At 70.7% G+C, this 25,340-nt stretch carries 29 protein-coding genes; 17 read left to right on the top strand and 12 right to left on the bottom strand.

Annotated elements, in window-relative coordinates; translation table 11 throughout:
• Positions 1 to 133 precede the first annotated feature (133 nt).
• A complete protein-coding gene (locus G6N10_RS13355; protein ID WP_085093023.1) occupies positions 134 to 1,144 on the top strand; it encodes an AraC family transcriptional regulator in 1,011 nt (336 codons plus the stop codon).
• A 6-nt stretch (positions 1,145 to 1,150) separates the two neighbouring features.
• Here G6N10_RS13355 and G6N10_RS13350 read toward each other — a convergent pair whose 3' ends face one another.
• The gene (locus tag G6N10_RS13350; protein WP_085093025.1) at positions 1,151 to 1,642 is read right to left on the bottom strand and encodes a DUF6653 family protein; all 492 of its coding nucleotides are present in this window, start codon (positions 1,640 to 1,642) and stop codon (positions 1,151 to 1,153) included.
• A gap of 12 nt (positions 1,643 to 1,654) precedes the next feature.
• The gene (locus tag G6N10_RS13345; RefSeq protein ID WP_109750392.1) at positions 1,655 to 2,869 is read right to left on the bottom strand and encodes a YVTN family beta-propeller repeat protein; all 1,215 of its coding nucleotides are present in this window, start codon (positions 2,867 to 2,869) and stop codon (positions 1,655 to 1,657) included.
• Positions 2,870 to 3,164: 295 nt separating this feature from the next.
• Between G6N10_RS13345 and G6N10_RS20460 the strand changes: the two genes are divergently transcribed.
• The 5 genes from G6N10_RS20460 to G6N10_RS13320 all read left to right on the top strand — a co-directional run bounded on the left by G6N10_RS20460 (position 3,165) and on the right by G6N10_RS13320 (position 6,436).
• Complete coding sequence (locus tag G6N10_RS20460; protein WP_234810430.1) at positions 3,165 to 3,449, top strand: hypothetical protein; 285 nt, start codon at positions 3,165 to 3,167, stop codon at positions 3,447 to 3,449.
• Positions 3,446 to 3,673: a PNPOx family protein gene (locus tag G6N10_RS13335; RefSeq protein ID WP_085093029.1), complete on the top strand. Its 228-nt coding sequence runs from the start codon at positions 3,446 to 3,448 to the stop codon at positions 3,671 to 3,673. The genes G6N10_RS20460 and G6N10_RS13335 overlap by 4 nt, the downstream gene beginning before the upstream one ends.
• An 82-nt stretch (positions 3,674 to 3,755) precedes the next feature.
• Positions 3,756 to 4,508 (top strand): isocitrate lyase/PEP mutase family protein, encoded by a 753-nt coding sequence (locus G6N10_RS13330; RefSeq protein ID WP_085093031.1) that lies wholly within the window; start codon positions 3,756 to 3,758, stop codon positions 4,506 to 4,508.
• A 94-nt stretch (positions 4,509 to 4,602) separates the two neighbouring features.
• Positions 4,603 to 5,352: an SDR family oxidoreductase gene (locus G6N10_RS13325; protein WP_085093033.1), complete on the top strand. Its 750-nt coding sequence runs from the start codon at positions 4,603 to 4,605 to the stop codon at positions 5,350 to 5,352.
• Positions 5,353 to 5,461: 109 nt separating this feature from the next.
• Complete coding sequence (locus tag G6N10_RS13320; protein ID WP_085093035.1) at positions 5,462 to 6,436, top strand: VldE C-terminal domain-containing protein; 975 nt, start codon at positions 5,462 to 5,464, stop codon at positions 6,434 to 6,436.
• Positions 6,437 to 6,466: 30 nt separating this feature from the next.
• Here G6N10_RS13320 and G6N10_RS13315 read toward each other — a convergent pair whose 3' ends face one another.
• Positions 6,467 to 6,862 (bottom strand): DUF2237 family protein, encoded by a 396-nt coding sequence (locus G6N10_RS13315; RefSeq protein ID WP_085093037.1) that lies wholly within the window; start codon positions 6,860 to 6,862, stop codon positions 6,467 to 6,469.
• Positions 6,863 to 6,931: 69 nt separating this feature from the next.
• Here G6N10_RS13315 and G6N10_RS13310 point away from each other — a divergent pair, with 69 nt between their 5' ends.
• A complete protein-coding gene (locus G6N10_RS13310; RefSeq protein ID WP_085093039.1) occupies positions 6,932 to 7,369 on the top strand; it encodes a rhodanese-like domain-containing protein in 438 nt (145 codons plus the stop codon).
• A gap of 248 nt (positions 7,370 to 7,617) precedes the next feature.
• Here the strand turns inward: G6N10_RS13310 and G6N10_RS13305 are convergent, their stop codons facing one another.
• Positions 7,618 to 8,577, bottom strand: a complete 960-nt coding sequence (locus G6N10_RS13305) for a TauD/TfdA dioxygenase family protein (RefSeq protein ID WP_085093157.1) — start codon at positions 8,575 to 8,577, stop codon at positions 7,618 to 7,620.
• 95 nt (positions 8,578 to 8,672) lie between these two features.
• On the opposite strand from G6N10_RS13305, the gene G6N10_RS13300 reads away from it, so the two are divergent.
• Positions 8,673 to 9,386 carry an IclR family transcriptional regulator gene (locus G6N10_RS13300; protein ID WP_085093041.1) on the top strand — a complete coding sequence of 238 codons (714 nt, stop codon included), beginning with the start codon at positions 8,673 to 8,675 and terminating at the stop codon, positions 9,384 to 9,386.
• On the opposite strand, the gene G6N10_RS13295 is transcribed toward G6N10_RS13300, so the two are convergent.
• Complete coding sequence (locus G6N10_RS13295; RefSeq protein ID WP_163742684.1) at positions 9,383 to 10,762, bottom strand: serine hydrolase domain-containing protein; 1,380 nt, start codon at positions 10,760 to 10,762, stop codon at positions 9,383 to 9,385. The two genes, G6N10_RS13300 and G6N10_RS13295, sit on opposite strands and share 4 nt — an antisense overlap.
• A 303-nt stretch (positions 10,763 to 11,065) precedes the next feature.
• Between G6N10_RS13295 and G6N10_RS13290 the strand changes: the two genes are divergently transcribed.
• Both G6N10_RS13290 and G6N10_RS13285 read left to right on the top strand, forming a co-directional pair.
• Positions 11,066 to 11,602 (top strand): glutathione peroxidase, encoded by a 537-nt coding sequence (locus G6N10_RS13290; protein ID WP_085093159.1) that lies wholly within the window; start codon positions 11,066 to 11,068, stop codon positions 11,600 to 11,602.
• A gap of 76 nt (positions 11,603 to 11,678) precedes the next feature.
• Entirely contained in the window at positions 11,679 to 12,695 is a 1,017-nt protein-coding gene (locus G6N10_RS13285; RefSeq protein ID WP_234810431.1) for a glycoside hydrolase family 6 protein, read from the top strand.
• Between the two features lie 4 nt (positions 12,696 to 12,699).
• Here the strand turns inward: G6N10_RS13285 and G6N10_RS13280 are convergent, their stop codons facing one another.
• On the bottom strand, positions 12,700 to 14,004 hold the full coding sequence (locus G6N10_RS13280) for a flavin monoamine oxidase family protein (RefSeq protein ID WP_085093045.1): 1,305 nt from the start codon (positions 14,002 to 14,004) through the stop codon (positions 12,700 to 12,702).
• 22 nt (positions 14,005 to 14,026) lie between these two features.
• Positions 14,027 to 14,848, bottom strand: a complete 822-nt coding sequence (locus G6N10_RS13275) for an SDR family NAD(P)-dependent oxidoreductase (RefSeq protein ID WP_109750393.1) — start codon at positions 14,846 to 14,848, stop codon at positions 14,027 to 14,029.
• Between the two features lie 114 nt (positions 14,849 to 14,962).
• On the opposite strand from G6N10_RS13275, the gene G6N10_RS13270 reads away from it, so the two are divergent.
• Both G6N10_RS13270 and G6N10_RS13265 read left to right on the top strand, forming a co-directional pair.
• Positions 14,963 to 15,433, top strand: a complete 471-nt coding sequence (locus tag G6N10_RS13270) for a cupin domain-containing protein (protein WP_085093047.1) — start codon at positions 14,963 to 14,965, stop codon at positions 15,431 to 15,433.
• A 104-nt stretch (positions 15,434 to 15,537) separates the two neighbouring features.
• Complete coding sequence (locus tag G6N10_RS13265; RefSeq protein ID WP_085093049.1) at positions 15,538 to 16,398, top strand: L,D-transpeptidase; 861 nt, start codon at positions 15,538 to 15,540, stop codon at positions 16,396 to 16,398.
• Positions 16,399 to 16,412: 14 nt separating this feature from the next.
• Here the strand turns inward: G6N10_RS13265 and G6N10_RS20605 are convergent, their stop codons facing one another.
• Complete coding sequence (locus G6N10_RS20605) at positions 16,413 to 16,967, bottom strand: hypothetical protein (RefSeq protein WP_263993501.1); 555 nt, start codon at positions 16,965 to 16,967, stop codon at positions 16,413 to 16,415.
• 260 nt (positions 16,968 to 17,227) lie between these two features.
• Between G6N10_RS20605 and G6N10_RS13255 the strand changes: the two genes are divergently transcribed.
• Entirely contained in the window at positions 17,228 to 18,415 is a 1,188-nt protein-coding gene (locus G6N10_RS13255) for a lipid-transfer protein (RefSeq protein ID WP_085093051.1), read from the top strand.
• Here the strand turns inward: G6N10_RS13255 and G6N10_RS13250 are convergent.
• The 3 genes from G6N10_RS13250 to G6N10_RS13240 form a co-directional block, all read right to left on the bottom strand.
• The gene (locus tag G6N10_RS13250; RefSeq protein WP_085093053.1) at positions 18,408 to 18,830 is read right to left on the bottom strand and encodes a nuclear transport factor 2 family protein; all 423 of its coding nucleotides are present in this window, start codon (positions 18,828 to 18,830) and stop codon (positions 18,408 to 18,410) included. The two genes, G6N10_RS13255 and G6N10_RS13250, sit on opposite strands and share 8 nt — an antisense overlap.
• 9 nt (positions 18,831 to 18,839) lie before the next feature.
• Positions 18,840 to 19,679 (bottom strand): mycofactocin-coupled SDR family oxidoreductase, encoded by an 840-nt coding sequence (locus G6N10_RS13245; RefSeq protein WP_085093055.1) that lies wholly within the window; start codon positions 19,677 to 19,679, stop codon positions 18,840 to 18,842.
• 98 nt (positions 19,680 to 19,777) lie between these two features.
• On the bottom strand, positions 19,778 to 20,380 hold the full coding sequence (locus G6N10_RS13240; protein WP_085093057.1) for a TetR/AcrR family transcriptional regulator: 603 nt from the start codon (positions 20,378 to 20,380) through the stop codon (positions 19,778 to 19,780).
• 137 nt (positions 20,381 to 20,517) lie between these two features.
• Between G6N10_RS13240 and G6N10_RS13235 the strand changes: the two genes are divergently transcribed.
• Positions 20,518 to 21,795 carry a cytochrome P450 gene (locus tag G6N10_RS13235; protein ID WP_085093165.1) on the top strand — a complete coding sequence of 426 codons (1,278 nt, stop codon included), beginning with the start codon at positions 20,518 to 20,520 and terminating at the stop codon, positions 21,793 to 21,795.
• Positions 21,796 to 21,806: 11 nt separating this feature from the next.
• On the opposite strand, the gene G6N10_RS13230 is transcribed toward G6N10_RS13235, so the two are convergent.
• Positions 21,807 to 23,189, bottom strand: a complete 1,383-nt coding sequence (locus G6N10_RS13230) for an aspartate aminotransferase family protein (protein WP_085093059.1) — start codon at positions 23,187 to 23,189, stop codon at positions 21,807 to 21,809.
• A gap of 170 nt (positions 23,190 to 23,359) precedes the next feature.
• On the opposite strand from G6N10_RS13230, the gene G6N10_RS13225 reads away from it, so the two are divergent.
• From G6N10_RS13225 to G6N10_RS13215, 3 genes are all read left to right on the top strand, one after another.
• Positions 23,360 to 24,271 (top strand): cutinase family protein, encoded by a 912-nt coding sequence (locus G6N10_RS13225; protein WP_109750394.1) that lies wholly within the window; start codon positions 23,360 to 23,362, stop codon positions 24,269 to 24,271.
• A 64-nt stretch (positions 24,272 to 24,335) separates the two neighbouring features.
• Positions 24,336 to 24,689, top strand: a complete 354-nt coding sequence (locus G6N10_RS13220; protein WP_085093063.1) for a VOC family protein — start codon at positions 24,336 to 24,338, stop codon at positions 24,687 to 24,689.
• A gap of 5 nt (positions 24,690 to 24,694) precedes the next feature.
• A complete protein-coding gene (locus G6N10_RS13215) occupies positions 24,695 to 25,162 on the top strand; it encodes a hypothetical protein (protein WP_085093065.1) in 468 nt (155 codons plus the stop codon).
• Positions 25,163 to 25,340 lie beyond the last annotated feature (178 nt).

Here is a 25,340-nt window from a genome sequence, read left to right as displayed (position 1 = left end):
CTAATCGACGTTGAGGGCCCGACCGGTGGTGGGAGACGCCCGCGCGCAGGTCGGCGGCAATCTCGACGATAGACCCGGTCGAGCTGCAATACTTATCCTCAGGAGACAACTTTCTAGTCATTTGGGGACACTCATGTCCGATCGGCGGCCCCTGGCCCGATACGCCGCACTCAGCGGGTTCGTCGAGCTCAGCGACAAGTTCGGCCTCGACGTCGACGAGCTGTTCCGGCGGTCGGGGCTCGACCTGACCGGGGCGAGCCAGCAGGACCGGTGGATCGCCGCAGACGCGGTCGCCGAGCTGTTGGAGGAGGCGGCGAGGCTGTCGGGGCAGGACAACTTCGGTCTGCAACTGGCGGAGAACCGGCGGCTGGCCAACCTGGGGCCGCTGAGCATGGTGATCCGCGAAGAGCCCAGCCTGCGCGGCGCCCTGCACACCCTCATGCGCTACAACCACATGTACAACGAGGCCGTCCAAACCCGACTGATCGAGATCGACGAAACCGCGACCATTCGGGTCGAACTGAGTGTCGGAGACGGCCGGCGGGCGCGGCAGGCCATTGATCTCGCCGTCGGCACCCTCTTTGGTGTGCTCGCCAATCTGGCCGGTCATCGCTGGCGCCCGCTCGCGGTGTGCTTCAGCAACGCGCCGCCGTCGGACCTCTCCGTGCACCATCGGGTCTTCGGCGCCGCGGTGACCTTCGATCAGGATCTTGACGGGATCCTCATGCGCACCGCGGATCTCGACGCCGGCAACACCATGGCGGATCCGTTGCTGCTGCCCTATGCGCAGCGTCTGCTCGCCGCGCCGACCCGCGCCGACACGGCCACCGTCGTCGACGACACCCGGGAAATCATCGAGATGCTGCTGCCGGCGGGCCGCTGCTCAATCGAACACGTCGCCCGGAGTCTGGGAGTCAGCCGACGAACCCTGCACCGCCAACTCCAGCGGGCCGGCACCACCTTCACCGAACTGCTCGACGCCACCCGGGTGGACCTCGCGCAACACCTCGTCGGCAATCGAGACAACTCGCTGACCGATGTCACCGAGATGCTGATGTTCTCCTCGCCCAGCAACTTCTCGCGCTGGTTCCGCGGCCACTTCGGCGTCAGCCCCCGCGCGTGGCGCAGTAAGCAGAAGGAATGAGCTGAGCTATCGCGCCACATCCCCGCGTGTCACGTGCTGGTCGAAGAAGATGCCGAGCCGGTCGATGCGCCACAGCTGGCCGTAGACGATGAGCGTCGCGCCGAACACGGTGGGCCAGATCGCAAAGGTGATCAGTCCCCACACCAACATCCCGGCGCCCGCGAAACCGCCGACCATCCAGAACCGCTGGACAACGGCGAAACCGGCTGGCATCTGCGATCGGTCCTGCACCCAAAGATGTTCGCCGAAAATGCCTTTCGATGACCATGCGGTCGGCGTGTCGACCGGGCCGAACGCCCGGGGATTGAGCCACAGCCAGATCACGAGCACGGCCAGCGGCACCAGCGCCCACCAACCGATCCAGGCGCGACTCCAGATCGCCACGATGAGCAACGGGAGCGTAGCGAACCGGGTCCAGACGCTCCACGGATTGGCGTGGCGGCGCCACGCATCCGTGTTCATGCCGACCGCGCGGGCATACCGTTGCAGGACGTTCATGACTCCACTAGGTCACGGATGTCCTGACGGATGCGGCGCTTCGGGGTGGTGAGTCGGCGCCGGAGCGTGGCCGCCCGGATGATGCGCCGGCGGTTGGCCGCCGTGGTCCCCGTCATCGACGGTGGTCGGTGCGGGAAGGTTCAGCGCAATGCTGGCCGGGCCTTCGGCGGGGGGTCGCGGTGAGTAGCTGATGCCGTTGGGGCCGGTCCCGACCGGGATCGTGGCCGACACTCCCCGGCTCGCCACGTCGATGACCGAGACACTGTCGTCGTATCTGTTGGTGACCCACGCCAGCGCGCCGGTGGGATCGATCACCACACCGTGCGGCCCCGCCCCAGTCGGCACGGTGGCGCTCACCGTCATCGCCGCGGTGTCGATCAGCGACGCCGCATGCCCGGGCGCATCCGGGGTGCCCTGGTCGGCCGAGATCACCGTGGTGTCGTCGGGGGTGAGGTACACCTGCACCGGTGGGGCCGATACCGCGACGCTGCCGACCACGCCGCGCGAATCGAGGTCGACCTTCACCACCGCGGCCGGCTCGGTGATTCCGGTATATGCGTAGCGTCCGTCCGCGCTGACCGCCACCTGGGCCGGCCCGGTGCCCACCGGCACCGAGAACCGCATCTGATCGGTGTGGGCGTCGATCACGTCCACGGCGCCGGTCATGTGGTTGGCGACGACGATCACCGAGCCGTCGGCGGCCGCGCGCAGGCCGTGCGGCATCCCGCCGACCTCGATTCGTCCCAGCGACTGCAGGGTTCTGCTCTGGAAGATCGACACGGTACCGTCCCCGGAATCGGCCACATAGACCTTGCCGTTGGGTGCCTCGATCACATGCGCGGGGTGCGACCCGGTCGGTGCGGTCGCCGCGACCTGGTAGGTAGCGGCGTCGATGGCCACCACCGCGTCGGCGCCGACGCTGGTCGCGTAGACCGTGGCGCCGTCCCGGCCGACCTGGACATTGTGCGGCCCGTGGATGCCGGTCAGGGTGGTTGCCACCGTGTTGCCCGCGGCGTCGAGGACGGTCAGGCTGTTGCCGGTCTCGTCTGCCACCCACACCGACCCGGCCACCGCGGTCGATACCGGCGGGAGGGGACCGGTGGAGGACTGCCCGGCGGTCTCGGTGTCACCGCCTGAGCAACCTGCCGACACCGCCGTCAGCAGCACCGCCGACAGAACCCCAACAAGCTGGGAGCGCACCGAGGTGGCAGGTGTTACCGCTGACATGGCCCAATCATAGCTTCGCCGGCAGGTTCCCAAGGGGCGCTTGCGGCAGATACCCCAGGGGTATTTGGCCCTATCCTGGGGCGCGTAAAACTCTCAGCGACGATGCGGACTCTGGTCGTGATATGCGGGTTGGCTCTTGCGGCCTGCGCCCCGGCGGACGACCAGCAGGGCGCACCCGCCGCGGCCCGGCTCACCGGCCCGGCCGAGTTCGCCGCGGCGGTCGACGAACCGGCCCGGGTGACGATCAACGTGCACGTGCCCTTCGAGGGCGATATCCCCGGCACGCTACGCCGATGTGGTGGAACTGCAGGGCGGCATGAAGGCGTGGAAAGCCGACGGGCGCCCGCTGGCGTTCGGCACCGGATCCTTCATCGACCACGAGGGCCCCGGCCCGACCCAGTTCACCGCGGAGCAACTGCGCGACGAGGTTTCCCGGCACTGGCACGTCGACGAGGTCCGGCCGGCGTCGCTGTTCTCGGCCGCGGCGAAACTGCCGGACGGCACCGTGGTGACCGCCGTCGAACCGGACGCGCAGGGGCGCGTCGAACTGCCCGCCTACCTGGTCATCGCGCACAAATGAGCCCGACGTTCACCGCCGCGGAACTGGACTACCTGAGCGCCGAACCGATCGGGCGGCTGTGCACGATCGGGCCGGCCGGCGAACCGCAGATCCGCCCGGTCGGGGTGCATCTGGGGCCGGATGGCGTCACCATCGATGTGGTCGGCCACGTCCTGGCCGACACGCAGAAGTGGCGCAACGTGATTCGCGAACCGCAGGTTGCCTTCATCGTCGACCCCCGCTGAGCCGGCGGCGTGCGTCGCGCCGCGGCTCGCGCCAAGATGGCGATAGCGACGTTCGCCGGCGCCCGCCGGTCCACAATGGGGCATGACCTCCCTCGCCGATCTCGCCGCCACCCTCAAAGCTCTGCACCGTAAGGGCGACCCCGTCGTGCTGCCCACCGCTTGGGACGCCTGGTCCGCGGGCACCGCGGTTGCCGCCGGGTTCGCCGCGCTGACCGTCGGTTCGCATCCGATGGCCAATTCGCTCGGCCGGACCGACGGCGAGGGGATGACCTACGACGAGGCGATGGCCCGGGTCGCGCAGATCACCGCCGCCGCGGGCGTGCCGGTGTCGGTCGACATCGAGGCCGGCTACGGGCTGCCCGCCGAGCGGCTGATCGAGGGTCTGCTCGGGGCCGGGGCGGTGGGACTGAACATTGAGGACACCGTGCACTCCGAGGGCGGGCGGCTGCGCGAACCGCAGGAGCACGCCGACTTCGTCGCGGCGCTGCGGGCCGCGGCCGACGCCGCCGGGGTGCCGGTGGTGATCAACGCCCGCACCGACGTCATCCTCAAGAAGATCGGCGACGAGGCCGATCGGGTCGACCGGGCCATCGCGCGACTGCGGCTCTGCGCGGAATTCGGCGCGGACGCGCTGTACCCGGTCGGGTTCCACGACGACGCGACGCTGCGGCGGCTGACCGGTGAGCTGCCGCTGCCGGTCAACGCGATCGCGCATCCGGCGACCGGCGAGCTGGCGGCGCTGGCCGCCGCGGGAGCGGGCCGGATCAGCTTCGGACCGACGTGGCAGGGCGCGCTCACCGAGCGATCAAACGAGCTGCTCGCGCGCTGGCACTGAGCCGCCGCGAACCGCCGTCCCGCACCCGCATCGGGCGTAGTCTGACGCTCAGCCTCGGAGTTCAGCGGCGACGGTGGCGAAAGGCGTTGGCACAGTGAAAGTAACGGTATTGGGGGCCGGCGGCCTGATCGGAACCCTGCTCGTCGACATCTTCACCCGCACCGGCGAGCAGGTGGTGGCCGCGTCCCGGCGCACCGGCGTGGACGCCTGCTCCGGCGCGGGCCTGGCCACCGCGCTGGCGGGGGCCGATGTGCTCGTCGACGTCCTGAACGCGCCGTCGTTCGAGGATGACGAGGTGCTGGATTTCTTCTCCAGCACGAGCACCAACCTGGTGGCCGCCGCGCGGGCGGCGGGCGTGGGCCACTACGTCGCGCTGTCGATCGTCGGCGTCGACGGGCTGCCCGACAGCGGCTACATGCGGGCCAAGGTCGCCCAGGAACGGATCGTGGCTTCCTCCGGTCTGCCGTACACCATCGTCCGGGCCACCCAGTTCCACGAGTTCGCGCCGGCGATCGTCGAGTCGATGGTCCGCGAGACCGACCTGGACGTGGACGACGAGCACGATGTGCGGGTGCCGGACGCACTGATTCAGCCGATCGCGGCCGACGAGGTGGCGGCCTTCGTGGCCGAGGTCGCGGTGTCCCCGCCGCGCAACCACGTCGTCAACATCGGCGGGCCGGAGAAGATGGCGTTCGCGGCGCTGGCCCGGGAGGTGCTGGCCAAACAGCGCGACCATCGGCGGGTGGCGATCGATCCGCAGGCGCGCTACTTCGGTACCACACTGACCAAGAACAGCCTGGTCACCGCGGACGGTGCGACGATCGCCTCGATTCCGTTCGGCTGACCGGCCCGGCCGGGGCGAGGCCCGGGTGGTTGGACAGGGTCGAGGCCGCTTCCGTAACCTCAGGACAGCCCGGGGGCGGGGGTGCGTTGTCGTTGAAGGATGCGTGGTCGTGAAGGTTCACCCGGTGGTGGCGAGGTTCGCCGCCCGCAGGCCGATGGTCGGGGTGATCGCCGGGCTCGCGATGCTGGGCCTGGTCTGGGGCGGAGTCGCCGTCGCCGACCCGAACCAGGACAACCTGGCGCAGATCACCGAACTGTCCCGCCAGGTCGAAGAGCTCTCGCAGACCATCGTCAACGCGCAACCGGATCTCGACAACAAGATGAAGCTGCTCGGCGCGGCGGACCAGCAGCATTCCGCGGACCTGGCCCTCCTCGAGGAGACCAGGGCGGCGCTGGCCGGCTACCAGCAGGTCGTCGACGAGTACGCGGTCGCGGTCTACATGGGCGGGCGGACCGACAGCCTGAGCGCGGTGCTGACCGCCACGTCGCCGTCGAACCTGATCGACAGCCTGGCCACCGCCCGGGTGATCGGCGCCGAACTCAACGAACAGCTCAAGGGTCTGCGCGGAGCGAACCTGGAGGCGCAGAACGTCGAGGCGGCCTCGGCGAAATCCGCGCTCGAGGCCAAGGCGGCGGTCGACGCCGCGGTTGCCGTGCGGTCGAACCTGCAGGCCAAGCGGGACGAGCTGCGGGAGCGGATGGCCGAACTGAACCGGAGCTACGCCCTGCTGCCGCCCGATCAGCAGGCCGGCGTGACGCTCCCGACGGATGCCGCGCTGGCGGCCCTCGGTCCGGCCGGCCCGATCCCGACGGTCGGCACCGGCGGCCTGGTCCCAAGCGCCAGGATCCTGCTGGACTACATCCAGCTCACCTATCCCGGGGTGCAGTCGATCGGTGGCGTGCGCGGGGATGCGCTGCCCGATCACCCGAGCGGGCGCGCGCTGGACATCATGATCGGCTCGAACATGGGGCTGGGCGACGCCATCAACGCCGACCTGCAGCAGCAGGCGGGCCGCTTCGGCATCAGCTACACGATGTGGCGGGTGGCCGCGCACTTCGACCACGTTCACGTCACGGTGAACTGACCGATCCGTGGCCCGGCCCCGCCGAGCCGGTCACAGCTCGCCGGGGTCATCGGGAACGTCAACGGCGTACTGCCGCAGCGTCTCCCACGGGACAACCTCCAGTGTCCGCTCGTGTGTGCAGGCCAGCACCACCGGCGCGGCACATCCGGCGTGGTGGGCGCGCAACCAGTTTCGCGCGGTGACGCACCAGCGGTCACCGGGCTTGAGCCCGGGAAATCGGTAGGCCGGCATCGGGGTCGACAGGTCGTTGCCGATGGACCGTTGATGGGCCAGAAACTCGGTGCTGACCACCGCGCAGATGGTGTGCAGGCCGAGGTCCTCCGGGCCGGTCGAGCAGCAGCCGTCGCGGTGGAACCCGGTCAGCGGGTCGGTGCCGCACGGTTCCAGTCGGCCGCCGAGGACATTGCGGTCGAGGCGGTCGGGCATCGTCCCAGTATTGCCGAGCCGGCGTCCGCGCACCGGGTTACCGCGCGGCGAGCTGGCTAGCATGGAGGAATGAGGCACTGGGCGTTGATGGTGGTGGCGGCGGCCGGTGCGGCGATGATCGGGCTGTCCGGCTGCGGGGCCGCCGAGCCGGACCCGCAGGCCGCGGCCAGCGCCGGCACGGCCGTCGCCGATGCGCACCGGCTGGTGGATCCCGAGGAGTTCGCCGCGGTCATCGCCGAACCCGATCGGGTGACCGTCAACGTGCACGTGCCGTTCGACGGGGACATTCCCGGCACCGACCTGTCGGTGCCGTTCGACCAGATCGAGCAGCGGCGCGCGGAACTGCCCGCCGATCGCAACACCCCGCTGGCGATCTACTGCCGGACCGGACCGATGAGCACGACCGCCGCTGCGGCGCTCACCGCGCTGGGCTACACCGATGTGGTGGAGCTGCGCGGCGGGATGAAGGCGTGGCGGGCCGAGGGCCGCGACATGCTCGGCGGCTGAGCGGATCGGTGGAGCCGGCAGACACCGGAGGCAGCAGACACCAAGGCAGCAGACACCAGGGCAGGGAGACGGAATCGTCATGACGCACCGCATTGACTGGGACCAGGCCTACCGGGCGAAGACCGCGCCGGCCTGGAACATCGGTGCCCCGCAACCGGAGTACGCCGCGTTGATCGACAACGACGGCGCGGTCGTCGGGGAGGTCCTCGACGCCGGCTGCGGGCACGCCGAGCTGGGGCTCGCGGCGCTCAGACGGTCATTTCCAGCAGCCGGTGGCCCTCGGCGTTGTTCTCGAAGTAACCCAGGCCGTAGTCGCCCTCGATGGTGGTGCGGTGCATGACGCGACGCTCGTCGGGATCGTGCCCGTTCACGGCGTGCAGCATCCGGACGTTGTCCCAGATCACCATGTCGGTGGGCCGCCAGGTGTGGAAGTACGGGGTGATGGTGGCCAGCATCTCCCGGCAGACGGCCTCCAGCAGCGCGTCGCCGGCCGGTGTCTCGGCGTCCTCGATGCCCTCGGCCATCCACGGTGAGATGTGCAGCACCTTGGCGCCGTCGTCGCGGGTCCACACCGCGGGGTGCACGGCGCGGGGCAGGTTGTTCTTGCCGTAGTCGATGGTCTCCTGCAGCCGCTTGTGCGGTTGGATCTCGCGGAACCCCTCGGCCAGACCGAAGCGCATGTCCCGGAAGCGCAGGTTCAGGCTGTACAGGACGTTGCGGTCCTCGATCTGCCGGCGCAGTTCGGGGGACAGTGCGCGGTGGAGATCGATGCCGTCGGCGAAGCCGGTCTGCCCGCCCTCGCGCACCCCGGTGATGCACCGCAGCACGCCGGCCCGGTTCAGCTTGTTGTTGTAGCAGTGGTCGAAGTGCCAGGGCAGCCAGGAGGTGACCTCCTTGCCGTCGACAATCACGATGTTGCCCTCGCGCGGTTCCTGCCCGATCTCGATGACGCCGGGGTGCAGCGCGCCGCCGGCCCGGGGCACCGTCGGGATCGGGTGGTCCTTGAGCGGGCCGAACACCGTGCTGATCGCGACCTGTAGCCCGCCGTCGGGTTCCACGTCCTCGAACAGAATCATCCCGCGCTCTTCGAAGGTGTCGCGGAGCAGCGAGCGGACCTCCGGGTCCGCCAGGGTGTCCAGCGTGACGCCGGTGACCCGGGCGCCGAAGGTGAGGTCGGCGCGAAGCGGCGCGACGTGAATGGCTGACATGGCTGATTCCTCCCGGATGATCCGGCCGCACAACTTGACTGCTATATCAATAATTGATACGCATATATCAATATTCAACATAGCGAGGAGGTGGGATGGCCGTCAAGGGCAGCTCCACGGCGGCCCGCGTGCTCACCGTCTTCGAGGCGGTCGCCGCGCACCAGCCGATCGGCGTGGCCGCGCTGGCCCGGACCCTGGAACTCGACAAGAGTGCGGTGCAGCGCGCCCTGGTCACCCTCGCCGAGCAGGGCTGGATCCAGGCGCGCGACGACCCGGCGACCCGGTGGGAGACCGCCCCGCGGATCCTCGCGGTCCTCGGCGGCTCACACGCCAGGGCCGAACAGCGTCGCCGGACGCAGCAGGTGCTGGAGCGGCTGGCCGTCGACACCGGCGAGACCGCGATCTTCAACGAGCCCGACGGCCCGCACCTGGTGGTTTCCCAGGTCGCCGAGAGTCGCCGGCCGCTGCGCATGGTGCCGCGGATCGGCGCGCGGATCCCGGCCGGGGCCAGCGCCACCGGCCGGGTGCTGCTGCCGTTGCTCACCGCCGAGCGGCGCGCCGAACTGCTTGGCGGTCAACCCGACGACCGGCTGCGCGCCCTGCTGGAGCAGGCCCGCGAGCGCGGTTATGCCGCCAGCGGCGAGGTGGACGCCCCCAGCATGACCATCGCCGCCGCGGTGCTCGGACCGACCGGGCACCCGATCGGCGCGGTGGCGATCAGCGGCCCCGCCGAGCGGATGACGCCCCACGAGCATCCGCGGCTGGCCGCGCTGGTGTGCCGCGCCGCCGAGGAGTTGTCCGCCGGTTAACTGCCGTACAACCCCAGGGCCTGGGCGGCGGCGCTGGCCACGTCGCCGCTGAGGGTGGTGATGGGCGGGCCGCCGCGCTGGTGGATGACGTTGGCCAGCACGATCACGTAGGTGTCCGATCCGGGGTCGATCCACATCGTCACGCCGGTGAACCCGGTGTGACCAAAGCTGCCGATCGGAAACACCACGCCGCGCGGCCGGGAGTGCGGGGTGTCGATGTCCCAGCCGAGGCCGCGCAGGTTCTGCCCGGGGATCGCCGGGTAGCGGGGCGCGGCCAGCGGATCGGCCCGATTGGGGGTCAGCGCCACCGCGCGGCGATCCGCGGCGTTGGCGGCCTCGAGCTGGCCGGGGTGGTGGCCGGGCTGCTGCGGCGTGGTCATCAACTCCAGCGTCGATCGTTGGAGCGGGAACGCGCTGGGTCGACCGGCCAGCCGGTCCAGCAGCGCCTGGGCGTACCGGCCGGCGTCGTCGGCGGTGGAGAACACCCCGGCGCTGCCGGCCACCCCGCCCATGCGGCGCGCGGTCGGGTCGTGCACGGTGCCGCGCAGCGGCCGGCCGAAGTCCGGGTTCAACCCGGGGGTGTCCTCGTCCAGGGCGGTCGGGGCGATCCGGGCCAACAGGTCGGTGCTCCAGGAATCCGGCGGGCAGGCGGCGACATCGGAGGCGTCCTTGTCGAAAGCCACTGCCGTGCCACGGATCTGATGCGGACCGCACACCTTGGCCGCGGGCAGATAGCGGGTGTCGGTCATCTGCAGCGGGTCGAACACCTTGGCCTGGACGTACTCGTCCAAGGGCTGGCCGGTGATCTGCTCGACCAGGGTGCCGAGAATGATGAAGCCGATGTCCGAGTAGTGGAACACCTCGCCGGGTGGGAGTTCCAGCGGCGCGGTGAGCGCACGCCGGATCCCGTCGGCCTTGTCGGGTGCCGTCAGCCCCCACGGACCCTGGTGGCTCAGGTCGCCGCCGATGCCGGAGGTGTGGGTGAGCAGCATCCGGAGCGTCACCCGGGCGCGTACCGGGTCGTCGGCCGCGTTGAATTCCGGCAGGTAGTCCTGCACGAGGTCGTCGAGGTGCACCAGGCCCCGTTCGTAGAGCTGCAGCACGGCGGTCGTGGTGGCCAGAATCTTGGTCAGCGAGGCCAGATCGAAGACGGTGTCCACCGTCATCGGCTCCGGCGGTGCGGGCCGCCCGTCGAGCCCGGGCTCGCCGGCCAGCTTGCGCTCACCGAACCCCCGGCGCAGCACGACCTCCCCGGCGTGCCCGACCTGGACGACCGCGCCCGGCAACCGCGGCGCGGCGATCGCCTGGTTGACCAGTTGGGTGATCGCGGGGATGTCGCCGACGGCGGGCAGGGCCGGCGCGGGGGCCGCCGGGATCGGGTGTGGGGTGCGCGGGACCGCGGCTGGGGAGTTCGGGGCGGCGCTGCCCGCGGCGTCGGAGCCCGGCGGCGGCTGGCCGGCCGGCGAACACGCCGAGGTCGCGGCCAGCGCAACGGCCAGCGCGCCCGCCGCGCAGCACCGGGCGATCCGCAGCGCCGACACCGTCACCGTGCCGACGGTAGACCCCGCCCGGAATGCGGTGGCGCCGGGCGCGCCGCGGGAGCCGGGACGCCGGAAAGAAATTGGCCGACGCGGAGGCCCGCGCGGGCTCCGCGACGGCGCTTCCGAGAGGATGGCCCGATGACCGTCCATGATTTCTCGGTGCGGGCCGCCGACGGCTCAACCACATCGCTCAACGACTATGCCGGGCAGCTGGCGCTGATCGTCAACGTCGCCAGCAAATGCGGGTTCACTGCGCAGTACGCCGGCCTGGAAACCCTGTATCGGCAGAACCGGGATCGGGGCCTGGCGGTACTCGGGTTCCCCTGCAACCAGTTCGGTGCCCAGGAACCCGGCACCGATGCCGAGATCCAGGAGTTCTGCGCATCGAACTACGACGTCAGCTTCCCGGTCTTTGCCAAGATCGACGTCAACGGGCCCGGCGCGGACCCGCTCTACAGCTACCTGCGCGAACAGGCACCCGGCGATTTCGGCCCCGAGCACGGCCCGCTGTACGACTACCTCAAGGCCAGGCGCCCGGAGATGATCGGCAGCGACGAGGTGAAATGGAACTTCACCAAGTTCCTGGTCGGCCGCGACGGCGCGGTGCTCCGGCGATTCGAGTCGGCGGTGACGCCGGCACAGATCACGGCCGAGATCGAGCCACTGCTGGGCTGAGCGTCGAAACGGATCGGCGGGGTGCGCAGCTGACCGCGGTTTGGTGGATCGCGGGCCGCGCCGATAGCGTCCGAGGGTGATCTCCTCTGCCGCCAACGCGTTTGTTCGATGGGTCGGCCCCGCGCTGACCGTGGCCGCCGTCGCGGCCGGGGCCCTGCAGGCCGGCCCAGTTCCGACCGATGCCGCGGACGTCCGCCTGGTCAACGACGGGAACCCGCTGGCCGGGATGCCGTTCTACGTCGACCCGAGCTCCAAGGCGATGGTGGCGGCCAAGAACTCGCCGAGCCCCGAGCTGGAGGCGGTGGCCAACACGCCGCAGGCCTACTGGCTGGACCAGGCCTTCCCGGCCGGCTCGGTCGGCACCACGGTGTCGCGCTACGCCGGCGCGGCCCAGGCGGCCGGTGCAATGCCGATCTTCTCGATCTACGCCCTGCCGAACCGTGACTGCGGCAGCTACGCCGCGGGCGGGTTCGGATCCGGGGACAGCTACCGGGCCTGGATCGACGGGATCGCCGCCGGGGTCGGTGACCGACCTGCGACGTTCATCGTCGAGCCCGACGCGATCGCGATGGCCGGCTGCCTGGGGCCCGAGCAGCGTGACGAGCGGTTCGCGCTGATCCGCTACGCCGTGGAGACCCTGACCCGCAACCCGGCGGCCGCGGTGTACATCGACGCCGGGCATCCGCGCTGGCTCAGCGCCGAGGATGCCGCCGCCGGACTGCAGCAGGCCGGTATCGACCGGGCCCGCGGCTTCAGCCTCAACACCACGAACTACTACACCACCGAGGAATCCATCGGCTACGGCGAGGCCGTCTCCGGCATGACCGGCGGCGCGCACTATGTGGTGGACACCTCCCGCAACGGTGCCGGCCCGATCGACGACTCCCCGATGAACTGGTGCAACCCGGCCGGCCGGGCGCTGGGGACCCCGCCGACCACCGCCACCGCCGGCCCGCACGCCGACGCCTACCTGTGGATCAAGCGGGTCGGGGAATCCGACGGGTCGTGTGCCAGCGGGCAACCCGCCGCCGGTGTGTTCGTCAACCAGTACGCCATCGACCTGGCCCGCAACGCCGGCCAGCAGGGTTCCTGAGCGGCTACCGCGCCAACGCGGCGATGACCTCTGCGGCGGCCCGCGCACCCGAGCGGAGCGCGCCCTCCAGATAGCCGGGGTGCTCCTCGGCGGTCTCGGTGCCGGCCCAGTGCAGGTCGCCGATCGGTGCCGAGTCGACCGGCAGAAACCCGGCGATGCTGCCCGGCGCCGGCATCGCGAGGTACCCGCCGCCGGTGAATTCGTCGCGGTGCCAAGACTTTTCCTGCCAGTCCGCGGGCTCGAGCAGCTCGGGGCCAAGGTAATCGGCCAGCGGCGTGAGCAGCGCGGCCCGGCGGGTGCCGGGGTCCAGCGCGTCGAGTTCGCGGGCCTCCGGGCCGCCGACCAGCACGCACAGGTGACCGGGGCCGCCGGGCGGGCCGGAGTCGAACACCGCCCGGCCGGGCCGGTCGAGCACGATGAACTCCGCGCCGTGGCGACCGCGCCAGAACGGCCGCGGGTAGATCGCCAGCGCCTTGTAGACCGAGCCCATATAGCTCGCTCGCCCGATGGCGGCCCGGTCGGCGGGCAGCGCCGGGCGGAAGTCGATCCGGGCCGCCATCGGGGCGGGCACCGTGATGATGGTCTTGGTCGCGCGGACCCGGCCGGTGCGGGTGTGCAGCGTGATGCCGTCGTCGGTGTGGCTGATCGCGGTGACCGGGTCGGCCAGCCGGATCCGCGGCCCGAGGCCCTCGGCGAGTCGGTCGGCGAGTGTCCCGATGCCCTCGACGAGCAGCGATTCCTGCGCCCCGCCGGTGGTGGACAGGATGGTGCGCAGGCCACCCTGACGAGCCAGCATGGTGGCCACCGCGTGCACCGAGAGCCGATCGGGGTCGGCGGTCCAGGACACCGCCGCCAGGACCTCCAACAGTCGCCGGGCGGTCGGCCCCGGCACCCGACTCAGCCAGCGGTCCAGCGTGACGGTGTTCCACCGCGCCGGGGTGCCCACCCGCGAGAGCAGTTCGACGCCGGCCAGGGCCAGGCCCGCGGTGAGCATCGCGGCACCGGCCGGGTGCAGCCGGCGGGATCCGGCCAGCACCCTCGGCAGCGGCTGGGTTCGCATCGGGTAGCGGTGCAGCCCCAGTTCGTCGGCCGCCGCGATGATCCGGTGGTGATCGTGGCCGAGCCACTGTCCGCCGAGGTCCACCCGAGAGCCCAGCGCGGTGGTGACGGCCATCGCCCGGCCACCCACCCGGTCGGCGGCCTCCAGCACCAGCACGTCGATGCCGGCCCGGTGCAGGTCGCGGGCGGCGCTGAGCCCGGCCAGTCCGGCGCCCACCACCGCCACCGTGGTGACCGTGTCTTGCTGCATCCGTCGCTCCTCCCGGGGAGTGCTACATGTGCGCGCCGCCGTCGATGCGGATCTCGGTGCCGGTGATGAAGTAGGCGTCGGGTCCGCCGAGCATCGCGACCGCACCCGCGACGGCATCGGGTGCGGCAAAGAATGCGCCACCCTCGCGCGCCAACATCGGTGCCACCTTGCCGAACAGCGCGAAGTCGACGTCCTCGGGCAGGCCGGGGCCCACACTCTGCCGGGAGGCCCCGGACCCGTCGGTCATGCCCGACGAAATCGACCCGGGCTGAACACAATTGAACCGGATACCGGCCTTGGCGAACTCCATCGCCCAGCTGTGCGTCATGGCCAGCACGCCGCCCTTGGAGGCGGCGTAGGCCGCCATGTACGGGTGCGCGAACTGCGCCGAGGTGGAGCTGAAGTTGACCACCGACGGGCCGTTGCCCAGCCGCAGGGCGGCGATGGCCTCCCGGGTGACCAGGAAGGTGCCGGTCAGGTTGATCCGCAGCACCCGCTCGAAATCGGCCAGCGTGGTCTGCTCCAGGTGCGCCGAGCGCAGGATGCCCGCGGCGTTGACCAGGGTGTCCAATCCGCCGAGCGTCTCGACGGCATCCGCCACGCCGCGGCGCACCGCGGGCTCGTCGCCGACGTCCAGCACCACGGTGCTCAGCCGCGCGCCGTGCTCGCCGGCTTTGGCCACGGTGTCGGCCAGCCCGGCCTCGCTGATGTCCGCGGCGACTACCCGGGCGCCCTCGGCCAGGATCCGGTGCACGCAGGCCTGCCCGATGCCGGATCCGCCGCCGGTGATCAGCACCCGGCGTCCGGCGTAGCGGCGGAGGGCGGGCGAATCGGCTGCGGTCATTGCGGGCTCCTGCGCGGCGGGCGGGTCGGTTGGGGCGGCGCTCGGCTAGGACAGTAGTCGCTGGCAGGCTGGGCGGTACCGACAGTCGCCCAGCCGCAAGGAGCACCGAATCCCATGGGACCCCGCCGTATCGTCACCGGAATCGTGGACGGCCGATCCACCCTCATCTCCGACGGGCAGGTCAACACCGACGCGCCGAAGTTCTGGCATGAGCTCTGGACCGCCGGGCCGGACAATCCGCAGGGCAGTGCACCCGACCCGGCCGCCGTCGCCGCCGACCCGAACTTGGACCCGGGCGTGACGGCGCTGCGGCTGATCGAGCTGCCGCCCTACCGGGTGGTGCTGGAGATGCTGGCCAAGATCAAGCAGGACGTCACCGACGGGGCGGGCTTCCATGCCACCACCACCCTGGATTACGTGCTGATGCTCGACGGCCCCGTCGAACTGGCGCTGGAGGACGGCAGCACCGTGCAGGTGAACGCCGGCGACGTCGTCGTGCAGCAGTCGGCCATGCACGCCTGGCGCAATCACAACGACCACCCGGTCCGGATGCTGGCCGTGATGGTGGGTGTGCCCAAACCGTGACGAATCCTTGACCGAAATCGCAAGGCGCGCCGGGACGTTCGCATCGGCCGGGCGTCCTAGCATGGGCGCCGCAGGGGTGGGTCGGGCGTCAGAGGAATGGATCGATGCGGACGGTTGTTCAGTCGAGTCTTGCCGTGGCTGTGGTTGTCTCTACGATCGCGTCGGGCTCGGCGGGCATCGAGCCCGCCGCGGCCAGTCATCCGCAGCTGCCGGCGGTGCGGTCGATCTCGCCGGACCCCGGCCGGCCGGTCGGCGTCGGGCATCCGGTGGTGGTGAGCTTTCAGGATCCGGTGGGCAGCCGGGCGGCCGTGCAGGACGCCATGGCCGTGGCCTCCTGGCCGCCGAGGTCGGGCAGCTACGAGTGGCTCGACGCCAGCACCGTGCAGTGGGTGCCCGATCGGTACTGGCCGGCGCACGCCACCGTGCTGCTCTCGGTGGGTGGTAAGAAAACCCAGTTCAGCACCGGGTCCGCGGTGATCGGCGTCGCCGACATCTCCGAGCACACCTTCACCGTCACCATCGACGGCATCGGTGCCACCGCCGACGGGATGGACGCCACCCCAGGCGGCACCCCCGACGGCATTGACCCGCCCGGTGCCATCGAGCTGCCGTCGCCGCACCACCTGCCGCACGCCGGCGAGGCCGGGGTGCTGCTCGCCTCGATGGGCCGGCCCGAGTACGCCACCCCGGTCGGCAAGTACACCGTGCTGGCAAAACAACGCGACGTGGTGATGGACTCCAGCAGCGTTGGCATCCCGAAGGATCACCCGGACGGCTACCTGCTCGACGTCGACTACGCCGTGCGGTTCACCCACCGCGGCCTGTTCGTGCACTCCGCTCCGTGGGCGGTGCCCTCGATCGGGTTCGACAACGTCAGCCACGGCTGTGTCAGCCTGATCCCGGCGGCCGCCGAGTGGTACTTCCACACCGTCAACGTCGGCGACCCGATCATCGTGCAGGAGTAGCCCGAGCCGCCCGGTCAGCGCACGACGAGGGTCGGCACCTCCGGGCCGGGCAGTGCCGAATTGCCCTGACCGGGCAGCGCCGAATTGCCCTGACCGGGCAGCGCCGAATTGCCCTGACCGGGCAGCGCCGAATTCGCCGGTCCGGGCAGCGCCGCCACGCCCGGGGTCGGCCCACCGGTGTTGACGGTGCTGGTCGGCACGCCCTTGCCGCCGGCGACCGGCGCGGCCACCGGGGCCACGATCGGCGCGGCCACCGGCACCGGTGCGGCCACCGGCGCGGGGACCACCGGAACCGGCGGTGCGAGCGGGACCGGCGGGACCGGGGGAGCGAGCGGCACCACGGGCACCGGCGGTGCGAGCGGGACCGGCGGCCCGGGCGCCACCGGGACCCCGGCGATCGGCCCGTCGCCGGCCATGGTGGCGGCGACCGGGACACCCTTGCCGGAGGCGACGGTGTCGGTCTGGCCGTCGGGGTCGGCCGCGGCCAAGGGGCTCAGGGTCAGTGCGCAGGCGAGCGCGCCCGCGCCGAAAATGGTGGTGAGACGGAACGTAGCAAGGGCGAAGGTCATCGCCGGACTCCTGGATTGTGCGAGGGGGGAACCGAATCCGAAGTCTCGGTTAAGCGGACCATAAGACTTCTGTGAGAGGGGTGTCTAGACGGGTACGGAATGGTTATCGGGTCGAGGCGAAAACGAGCCGCGCCGTGATCCCGACGTGGCCCGGCGGTGACGTTGCGGCCCCGCGGGCGCCGCAGATCGCCGCCGTGCCGACGCTCCGTTCCGGGTATGTTGACCGCACGGTATCCGGCGAGATCTGACTGGAGTGGTTTGTGAGCGGCAAGGTGTTTGTGGTCGGCGTCGGCATGACGAAGTTCGAGAAGCCCGGTGCCCGGGACTGGGACTACCCGGACATGGCCCGGGAGGCCGGCACCGCGGCGCTGGCCGACGCGGGCATTGACTACCGCGAGGTGCAGCAGGCCTACGTCGGCTACGTCTACGGCGAGTCGACCTCGGGCCAGCGCGCGGTCTACGAGTTGGGCATGACCGGCATCCCGGTGATCAACGTCAACAACAACTGCTCGACCGGATCGACCGCGCTGTTCCTCGCCGCGCAGGCGGTGCGCAGCGGTCAGGTCGACTGCGCCCTGGCACTCGGCTTCGAGAAGATGCAGAAGGGGTCGCTCGGGTCGACCTACACCGACCGCGAACAACCGATGGCGCGGCACCTGATGGCGCTGTCGGGGCTCTACGAATTTGCCATGCCGCCGGCGCCGTACATGTTCGGGGCCGCCGGCCTGGAGCACATGGCGCGCTATGGCAGCACCGCCGAACAGTTCGCCAAGATCGGCGTGAAGAACCACCAGCATTCCGCGAACAATCCGTACGCGCAGTTCCAGGACGTTTACACCCTGGAGGAGGTGCTGGCCTCCCGGCAGATCTACGGTCCGCTGACCAAGCTGCAGTGCTCGCCGACCTCGGACGGCTCCGGCGCGGTCATCCTCGCCGGGGAGGACTTCGTCGACCGGCACGGCCTGGCCGGTCAGGCCGTCGAGATCATCGGCCAGTCCATGGTCACCGATCTGGAGCACACCTTCACCGCGCAGAGCGCCATCACCCTGGTCGGTGCCGACATGACCCGGGCGGCCGCCACCAAGGTCTACGACCAGGCCGGCATCGGTCCCGACGACGTCGACGTCATCGAGCTGCACGACTGCTTCTCCACCAACGAGCTGCTGACCTACGAGGCGCTCGGACTGTGCCCGGAGGGCGACGGCGGCAAGCTCGTCGACGCCGGCGACACCGGCTACGGCGGGCGCTGGGTGGTCAACCCGTCCGGCGGCCTGATCTCCAAGGGGCATCCGCTCGGCGCGACCGGGCTGGCGCAGTGCAGCGAACTCACCTGGCAGCTGCGCGGCACCGCCGACAACCGTCAGGTCGCCGGCGCGAAGGTCGCGCTGCAGCACAACATCGGCCTCGGCGGGGCCGTCGTCGTCACCGCGTACCGAGGACTCAGCTAGCGCCCGACGGGCGGTTGGTGAACCACAGGTTCTCCTCGCGCAGTGCCCGGCTGCGCCAGCCGTCGCCGGTGCGCACCAACTCGTGGTGGTAATACCCGCCGCAGTAGGACAATTCGGTCATCCCGGGCAGCTGCATCGGGTTGTAGAACATCGCCCGCACCGACGCGGTGTCCGCGGTCGCGGACAGGATCTCGATGTTGGTGATGTAGTGCATCGACATCGGGATCGCGGCGAATCCGGCGGCCAGCCAGTCGGCGACCTCGTCGCGGCTGCCCGCGATCGCGCCCGCCGAGCGGTAGTCGATGGTGGCCTCGGCGGTGAACACGCTGCGGTAGAGGTCCCAGTCATGACCGTCGACGGCGCGCGCGTAGCGGTACAGCAGCGCCGAGATCTCTTGAAAATCGGTGGAATTCACCCCGCGATGCTATTTCAGCATGCTGCCCGCGTCGACGGTCATCGGCAGGCCGGTGATGTAGCGGGACTCGTCGGAGGCCAGGAACAGCACCGCGTTGCTGATGTCCTCGGGCTCCACCCAGCCGATCGGCAGCACGTGCATCAACCGCGCGACGACGGCCATGTCGTCGGGGCCCGGGCTTTCCAGGTCCGGGCGGAACAGCTTCATGGTGCCCTCGTTCATGAACATCGGGGTGTTCACGTTGGTGGGGTGCACCGAGTTCACCCGGATGCTGTGCTGGCCGAGTTCCACGGCGAAGGTCCGCATCAGCCCCACCACACCGTGTTTGGCGGCGATGTAGTGCCCGGTGTTCGGGTAGGCCTTCAGCCCGCCGACCGAACTGGTCAGGATGATCGAGCCGCCCCGGCCCCCGGCGATCAGGTGAGGGACCGCGGCCTTGACGGACTTCCAGACCCCGGACAGGTTGATGCCGATCATGTCGTCCCAGTCGGCTTCGGTGGTGCGGTCCAGGGTCGCCCCGCCGTTGCCGATGCCGGCATTGGCGCAGACGATGTCGAGCCGGCCGAGCTGCTCGACGCCGCTGTCCACCGCGGCGCGCAGCGCGTCGAAGTCCCGCACGTCAACCTCGGCGCTGACCACCCGGCGGCCCAGGCCCTTGACCAGGTCGACGGTCTCGGCCAGGTCGTCGGGGGTGGCCGCCGGGATCGCGGTGGTGTCGGTGACCGGACGGCAGACGTCGACCGCGATGATGTCGGCGCCCTCACTGGCCAGCCGGACCGCATGGCTGCGGCCCTGGCCGCGCGCGGCCCCGGTGATGACTGCGACCTTGCCCTCGACGCGTCCGGCCATGACGTCCCCACTCTCCTGTTGAATCTGATCGGTCGATCAGGGAGATTGCCATCACGGCGCCGCGGTGTCAACGGCTGGTCGCACCCGGCCGGGCGGGTCTAGTCGGCGGCGGTGACCGCGGGGGCCGGTCGGCGCAGCGCGGCCAGTTGTCCCTCGACCAGCGCGCGCAGCTCGGCATGGCCGGCGGTCACGCCGACCGCGGCCTCGTTGCTCAGGCTGCGCGCGGTCTGCGCGATGAGCATCGACACCGCCACCGGGGGGTAGCGATCGAGATCCATCCCGTTGGCGCGCAGCACCAGGGTGACCGCCGCGGTCTCGATGTCGCGGACCCGCTCGGCGTAGTTCTTCAACTCGGCGCGAATCGCCTTCCGGTGGTTGGCCAGTGCCATGAACTCGGTGTTCAGCACCGACCACCGGGGATCGCCGTTGATCAGCCACAACGCCTGCAGCGGATCGTCGTCGGTGAGCAGCCCCCGCATCCGGGCCAGTGCGGCGTCGGCGCCGCTGCGCAACACCTCGACGAACAGATCGTCCATGGTGGGGAAGTAGTAGTAGACCAGCGCCTGCTTCACCCCGGCCTCGGCGGCCACCCGCCGCGACGTCGCGGCCGCGTAACCCTCCTCCCGGATGATCCGGGCGGTGGCCTCCAGCAGTCGGTCACGCGCATTGCCCGCGGCGTTCTTCGGCGAGGCGGGGCTCATTCACCGCACTCTACGCGCTCGACCGCGGGCGGGATGCTTGACCGTCCCCGGTGCCCGTGGTACCCATAGGCGGATCGGGAAACTGATCGACTGAACAGGATCGATCTCGCGTGAGCACCGAAAGGCCGACCGAGCAGATGACCGACTTCGCCGCGACCGACTACTTCACCGACGGCGCGACCGCCCAGGATCCCTACGCCTACTGGGAGTACCTGCGGGAGCAGGGACCGGTGGTCGCCGAGCCGCACTACGGGGTCGTCGCCGTCACCGGGTATGCGGAGGTGCAGGCGGCGTTCAGGGACGTCGAATCCTTCTCCGCGGTCAACGCGATCGGCGGGCCGTTCCCGCCGCTGCCGTTCACCCCGGAGGGCGACGACATCTCCGCGCAGATCGAGGCGCATCGGCACGAGTTCCCGATCTTCGAGCACATGGTGGTGATGGACCCGCCCGAGCATGACAAGGCCCGCTCGCTGCTGAGCAAGCTGCTCACCCCGCGCCGGCTCTCCGAAAACGCGGACTACATCTGGGAATTGGCCGATCGGCAGCTTGACGAGTTCATCGCCAACGGTCGGTGCGAGTTCCTCGCCGAGTACGGCAAACCGTTCGCCACCCTGGCGATCGCCGACCTGCTCGGGGTGCCCGAGGAGGACCGCGACGAGATCCGGCGCAACCTCGGCGCCGGCAACGCGCCCGGGTCCCGGGTCGGGGCGCTCGACCATGAACCGGTCGGCAGCAATCCGCTGCAGTACCTCGACGAGCTGTTCTCCGGCTATATCGCCGACCGCCGGGAGAACCCGGGGCAGGACGTGCTGACCGGTCTGGCCACCGCTCGGTACCCGGACGGGTCGGTCCCGCCGCTGCTGGAGGTCGTCCGGCCGGCGACCTTCCTGTTCGCCGCCGGGCAGGAGACGGTCACCAAGCTGCTGAGCTCGGCGGTCAAGGTGCTCTGCGAGCGGCCCGAGCTGCAGCAGCGGCTGCGGGATGACCGGGACCTGATCGGACCGTTCATCGAGGAGTCGCTGCGCTTCGAGAGTCCGACCAAGATCGACTTCCGGCTGGCCCGCAAGACCACCACCCTCGGCGGGGTGCGGATCCCGGCCGGCACCACGCTGATGCTCTGCCTCGGCGCGGCCAACCGCGACCCGCGAAAGTTCGACAACCCCAACGAGTTCCACGCCGACCGCCGCAACGTCCGGGAACACCTGGCGTTCGGCCGCGGCATCCACACCTGCGCCGGGGCGCCGCTGGCCCGGGTCGAGGGCCGGGTCACCCTCAACCGGCTGCTGGACCGGATGAGCGACATCCGGCTGGACCCGGCCAACCACGGCGGGGCCGGCGACCGGCACTTCGGCTACGAGCCGACCTTCCTGCTGCGCGGGCTGACCGAGCTGCACATCGAGTTCGACGCGGGCTGATCAGCGCCGGGTCAGCCCAGGTAGCCGTCCGCGACCCCGAGGGCGATGTCGAGGATGCGCAGCCCCTCGGCGGCCTCCGCGTCGGTGACATTGCACGCCGGGACGGCGTGGATCCGGTTGTAGTTGGCGAACGGCAGCAGGCCGTTGGCCTTGCAGGAGGCCACCACCGCACCCATCGCCGCGCTGGTGCCGCCGTAGGGCGCCAGCGGCTCGCGGGTCTCGCGGTCGGCGACCAGCTCGATCGCCCAGAACACCCCAACGCCGCGGACCTCGCCGACCGACGGGTGACGGGCCGCCAGCTCACGCAGCCCCGGCCCGAGCACCTGCTCGCCGATCCGGGCCGCGTTGGCGACCATGTCCTCGTCCTGCATGGCGTTGAGGGTGGCCACCGCGGCCGCGGTGGCCAGCGGGTGACCCGAATAGGTCAGCCCACCCGGGTAGGCCCGATCGGCGAAGGTCGCGGCGACGGCGTCGCTGATCGCCACCCCGCCCAGCGGCACGTACCCGGAGTTGACGCCCTTGGCGAAGGTCATCAGGTCCGGCACCACATCGAAGTGGTCGATGGCGAACCACTTCCCGGACCGGCCGAAGCCGGCCATCACCTCGTCGGCGATGAACATGATGCCGTGGCGGTCGCAGATTTCCCGCACGCCGGCCATATACCCGGGCGGGGGCACCATGATCCCGGCGGTGCCCGGGATCGACTCCAGGATGATGGCCGCGATGGTCGACGGGCCCTCCATCTCGATCAGCCGGTCCAGGTACTCCAGCGCCCGCTGGGATTCCTGCTCTTCGGTCTGCGCGTAGAACGACGAGCGGTACAGGAACGGACCGTTGAAGTGCACCACGCCGGCCGCGCCCCGGTCGTTGGGCCAGCGCCGCGGGTCACCGGTGAGGTTGACCGCGGTGTCGGTGCCGCCGTGGTAGCCGCGGTAGCGGGCCAGCACCTTGTGCCTGCCGGTGTGCAACCGGGCCATCCGGACCGCGTGCTCGACCGCGTCGGCGCCGCCGTTGGTGAAGAACACCCGGTTCAGGTCGCCCGGGGTCCGCTCGGCGACCAGTCGGGCGGCCTCCGAACGCGCGTCGTTGACGTACTGCGGCGCGACGGTGCACAGCTTGGCCGCCTGGGCGGCGATCGCGGCGACCACCTTGGGGTGCTGGTGACCGATGTTGGTGTTGACCAGCTGGCTGGAGAAGTCCAGCAGCCGGTTGCCGTCGCCGTCCCAGACGTAGGACCCCTCGGCGGCCAGCACCGTCATCGGCGTGATCTGGGCCTGGGCCGACCACGAGTGGAACACGTGCTTGCGGTCCAGCTCGTAGGCCCGGCGCCCCTCGGCGATCGCGGCGTCGATGTCCTGCCCGGTCGGCAGGGTGCGGGCGGAGGTTGTCGTCATGGACCGAATCCTATGGTCGATCGGCCGTGCTCGGAAAAATCCGAGGGTGAATGCACCGTGACCGGGCGGCCCGCCGCGCGGCCGATCCCGGTCGGCCGGGGGACTGGTCTGTAACACCGCGCGGGCGCCGCGGCGATCTAATGGCTGTCGCACCGAGTGGGAGGATCCGCATGAAGATTCGTCGCCTGGGGCTGGCCGCCGCGGCCGCGGGGCTGGCGCTGGCCGGGCTGAGCACCGCCGCCGCCGCCGCCGAACCGAGCTGCGCCGACGTGCACTACATCGGTGCCGCGGGCTCCGGCCAGCGGGACGGCGCCAGCCTGGTCGCCAACCAGGGCATGGGCGATGTGGTCTACCAGTCCTACCAGCGGCTGCGCTCGGACCTGGTGTCCGCCGGTCACACGGTGTCCGCCGAGGCGGTGAACTACCCGGCCGTGCCGGTCCCCGAGGACGGCGGGCTGGGCGGCTGGATGGACTTCATGGGCAGCGTGCGCACCGGCGCCGAGGCGACTGGCCAGCAGTACTGGGCCTACGTCGAGCGCTGCCCCGCCAGCAAGGTGGTGATGGCCGGGTACTCCCAGGGCGCGATGGTGATCCACCGCAACCTGCACGGCCTGGCCGACAGCCCGCAACTGGCGGCGGTGCTGCTGGTCGCCGACGGTGACCGTATTCCCACCGACACCACCATCAAGATGGGCTCGACGGCGCTGCGCGCACCCGGCACCCGGATGGGCGTCGCGCAGGAGCATCACATCCTGGCCGGCACCAACACCGACACGCTGCCCGCGGCGCTCGGCGCGCGCACCATCAGCGTCTGCGACGTCGGCGACCCGGTCTGCGACTACGACCCCGACGTCAGCGGCAGCACCGCCACCGAACTGGCCATCCACACCGGGTACGCGCCGGCCGGCAGTGGCCTGCACGCCTGGAACGGCCCGCTCTACGGACTGGTCGCCGCCGAGTTGCCGACCACGCTGAGCTTCGGCCCGGATGCCGCCGCACCGGCCCCGGACGGCACCGCGCCGGGTGCCGGGACTCCGGCCCCGGGCACCGCCACCAGGCTGGTTGTCGGCACCGGCTCCTGAGCCGGGCGGACTTGCCCGGTGTCGTTTTAAGGTGGAAGCGACCCGGCTACCGAGGAGGCACCGCATGAGCGACCACGAAGTGAAGATGGTCATCCTGTCCACCGACGATCTGGATGAGTCGATCCGGTTCTATGGCGAGACCCTCGGGATGGCGCTGAAGTTCCGAGACGGCGCGCACTTCGCCGCGCTCGACGGCGGACCGATCACCCTGGCGCTGGCCACCGAGATCGACCACCCCATCCCGGGCCAGGTGGTCATCGGGATCAAGACCGCCGACGTCGACGCTGCGGCCAGGGCCATCGAGGCCAGCGGCGGGGCGATTGTCCGGGGCCCCTACGACGACGCCCACGAGCGTCGCGCCGTCGTCTATGACAACAAGGGCAACGGGCTGGTGTTCTACAGCCCGCTGAAGCGGTAGCGCCGGTGGCCGGATTTGCGCGGCTCGCCCTCGGCGTCGCTGCGGCGTCGCTGCTCTGCGCGCCCAGTGCGGCCGCCGACCCGCCGGTCGGCCTCGACGAACTGAACGACTACCCGCTGGCCGTCGGAAACTACCGCTCCCCGGACATTCGGGATTTTTACTGGGTGTTCTTCAAGACGCCCGACGGCCGGGCCTGCGGTATCGCGCCCAACGGCGGCGAGGTGGGCTGCGATTCGGTCCCGATCGACGCGCCGGCGGGCACCAACCAGACCGTCGCGAGCGGGTGGGCGGCGGCCGGGTACCGGCAGTCCGACCGCCCGACCTTCACCCGTGACGTCGACGTGCTGCCCGCCGGACACCGGTTGGAGAACTGGGGTTCGAGCTGCGCGGTCGGCAATCACGGGGCGGTCACCTGCCAGGTTGCCGGTGGTCACGGCTTCGTGCTGGCCAGTCCGTACGCGGTGCTGTGGTGATCCTCGGCGGCCAATGGCTGCCGGGCAGCACCCCGGGGTGACGCCCCGGCGCCGAGCGGCGGTGCGCCCCGCCCCGGCATGCACACCCCGGGCTTACATTGTTGTTATTCATGATTGCGACACGATCACGGCTCCGTAGCCATTCCGCATCAACAGTCACAAAAACCTCACGCTTCAC

It is taken from the genome of Mycolicibacterium fallax (assembly GCF_010726955.1).
Lineage (GTDB): Bacteria > Actinomycetota > Actinomycetes > Mycobacteriales > Mycobacteriaceae > Mycobacterium > Mycobacterium fallax.
Note: the sequence above shows the minus strand (reverse complement) of the source record. Positions and strands in the feature narration are given on the sequence as shown.

What these genes read in the sequence shown, in the direction of transcription:
- G6N10_RS13355 (WP_085093023.1), top strand. Translation starts at nt 134, where the DNA reads ATGTCCGATCGGCGGCCCCTGGCCCGATACGCCGCACTCAGCGGGTTC.
- G6N10_RS13350 (WP_085093025.1), bottom strand. Translation starts at nt 1,642, where the DNA reads ATGAACGTCCTGCAACGGTATGCCCGCGCGGTCGGCATGAACACGGAT.
- G6N10_RS13345 (WP_109750392.1), bottom strand. Translation starts at nt 2,869, where the DNA reads ATGTCAGCGGTAACACCTGCCACCTCGGTGCGCTCCCAGCTTGTTGGG.
- G6N10_RS13335 (WP_085093029.1), top strand. Translation starts at nt 3,446, where the DNA reads ATGAGCCCGACGTTCACCGCCGCGGAACTGGACTACCTGAGCGCCGAA.
- G6N10_RS13330 (WP_085093031.1), top strand. Translation starts at nt 3,756, where the DNA reads ATGACCTCCCTCGCCGATCTCGCCGCCACCCTCAAAGCTCTGCACCGT.
- G6N10_RS13315 (WP_085093037.1), bottom strand. Translation starts at nt 6,862, where the DNA reads ATGCCCGACCGCCTCGACCGCAATGTCCTCGGCGGCCGACTGGAACCG.
- G6N10_RS13310 (WP_085093039.1), top strand. Translation starts at nt 6,932, where the DNA reads ATGAGGCACTGGGCGTTGATGGTGGTGGCGGCGGCCGGTGCGGCGATG.
- G6N10_RS13305 (WP_085093157.1), bottom strand. Translation starts at nt 8,577, where the DNA reads ATGTCAGCCATTCACGTCGCGCCGCTTCGCGCCGACCTCACCTTCGGC.
- G6N10_RS13300 (WP_085093041.1), top strand. Translation starts at nt 8,673, where the DNA reads ATGGCCGTCAAGGGCAGCTCCACGGCGGCCCGCGTGCTCACCGTCTTC.
- G6N10_RS13290 (WP_085093159.1), top strand. Translation starts at nt 11,066, where the DNA reads ATGACCGTCCATGATTTCTCGGTGCGGGCCGCCGACGGCTCAACCACA.
- G6N10_RS13280 (WP_085093045.1), bottom strand. Translation starts at nt 14,004, where the DNA reads ATGCAGCAAGACACGGTCACCACGGTGGCGGTGGTGGGCGCCGGACTG.
- G6N10_RS13275 (WP_109750393.1), bottom strand. Translation starts at nt 14,848, where the DNA reads ATGACCGCAGCCGATTCGCCCGCCCTCCGCCGCTACGCCGGACGCCGG.
- G6N10_RS13270 (WP_085093047.1), top strand. Translation starts at nt 14,963, where the DNA reads ATGGGACCCCGCCGTATCGTCACCGGAATCGTGGACGGCCGATCCACC.
- G6N10_RS13265 (WP_085093049.1), top strand. Translation starts at nt 15,538, where the DNA reads ATGCGGACGGTTGTTCAGTCGAGTCTTGCCGTGGCTGTGGTTGTCTCT.
- G6N10_RS20605 (WP_263993501.1), bottom strand. Translation starts at nt 16,967, where the DNA reads ATGACCTTCGCCCTTGCTACGTTCCGTCTCACCACCATTTTCGGCGCG.
- G6N10_RS13245 (WP_085093055.1), bottom strand. Translation starts at nt 19,679, where the DNA reads ATGGCCGGACGCGTCGAGGGCAAGGTCGCAGTCATCACCGGGGCCGCG.
- G6N10_RS13240 (WP_085093057.1), bottom strand. Translation starts at nt 20,380, where the DNA reads ATGAGCCCCGCCTCGCCGAAGAACGCCGCGGGCAATGCGCGTGACCGA.
- G6N10_RS13235 (WP_085093165.1), top strand. Translation starts at nt 20,518, where the DNA reads ATGACCGACTTCGCCGCGACCGACTACTTCACCGACGGCGCGACCGCC.
- G6N10_RS13230 (WP_085093059.1), bottom strand. Translation starts at nt 23,189, where the DNA reads ATGACGACAACCTCCGCCCGCACCCTGCCGACCGGGCAGGACATCGAC.
- G6N10_RS13225 (WP_109750394.1), top strand. Translation starts at nt 23,360, where the DNA reads ATGAAGATTCGTCGCCTGGGGCTGGCCGCCGCGGCCGCGGGGCTGGCG.
- G6N10_RS13220 (WP_085093063.1), top strand. Translation starts at nt 24,336, where the DNA reads ATGAGCGACCACGAAGTGAAGATGGTCATCCTGTCCACCGACGATCTG.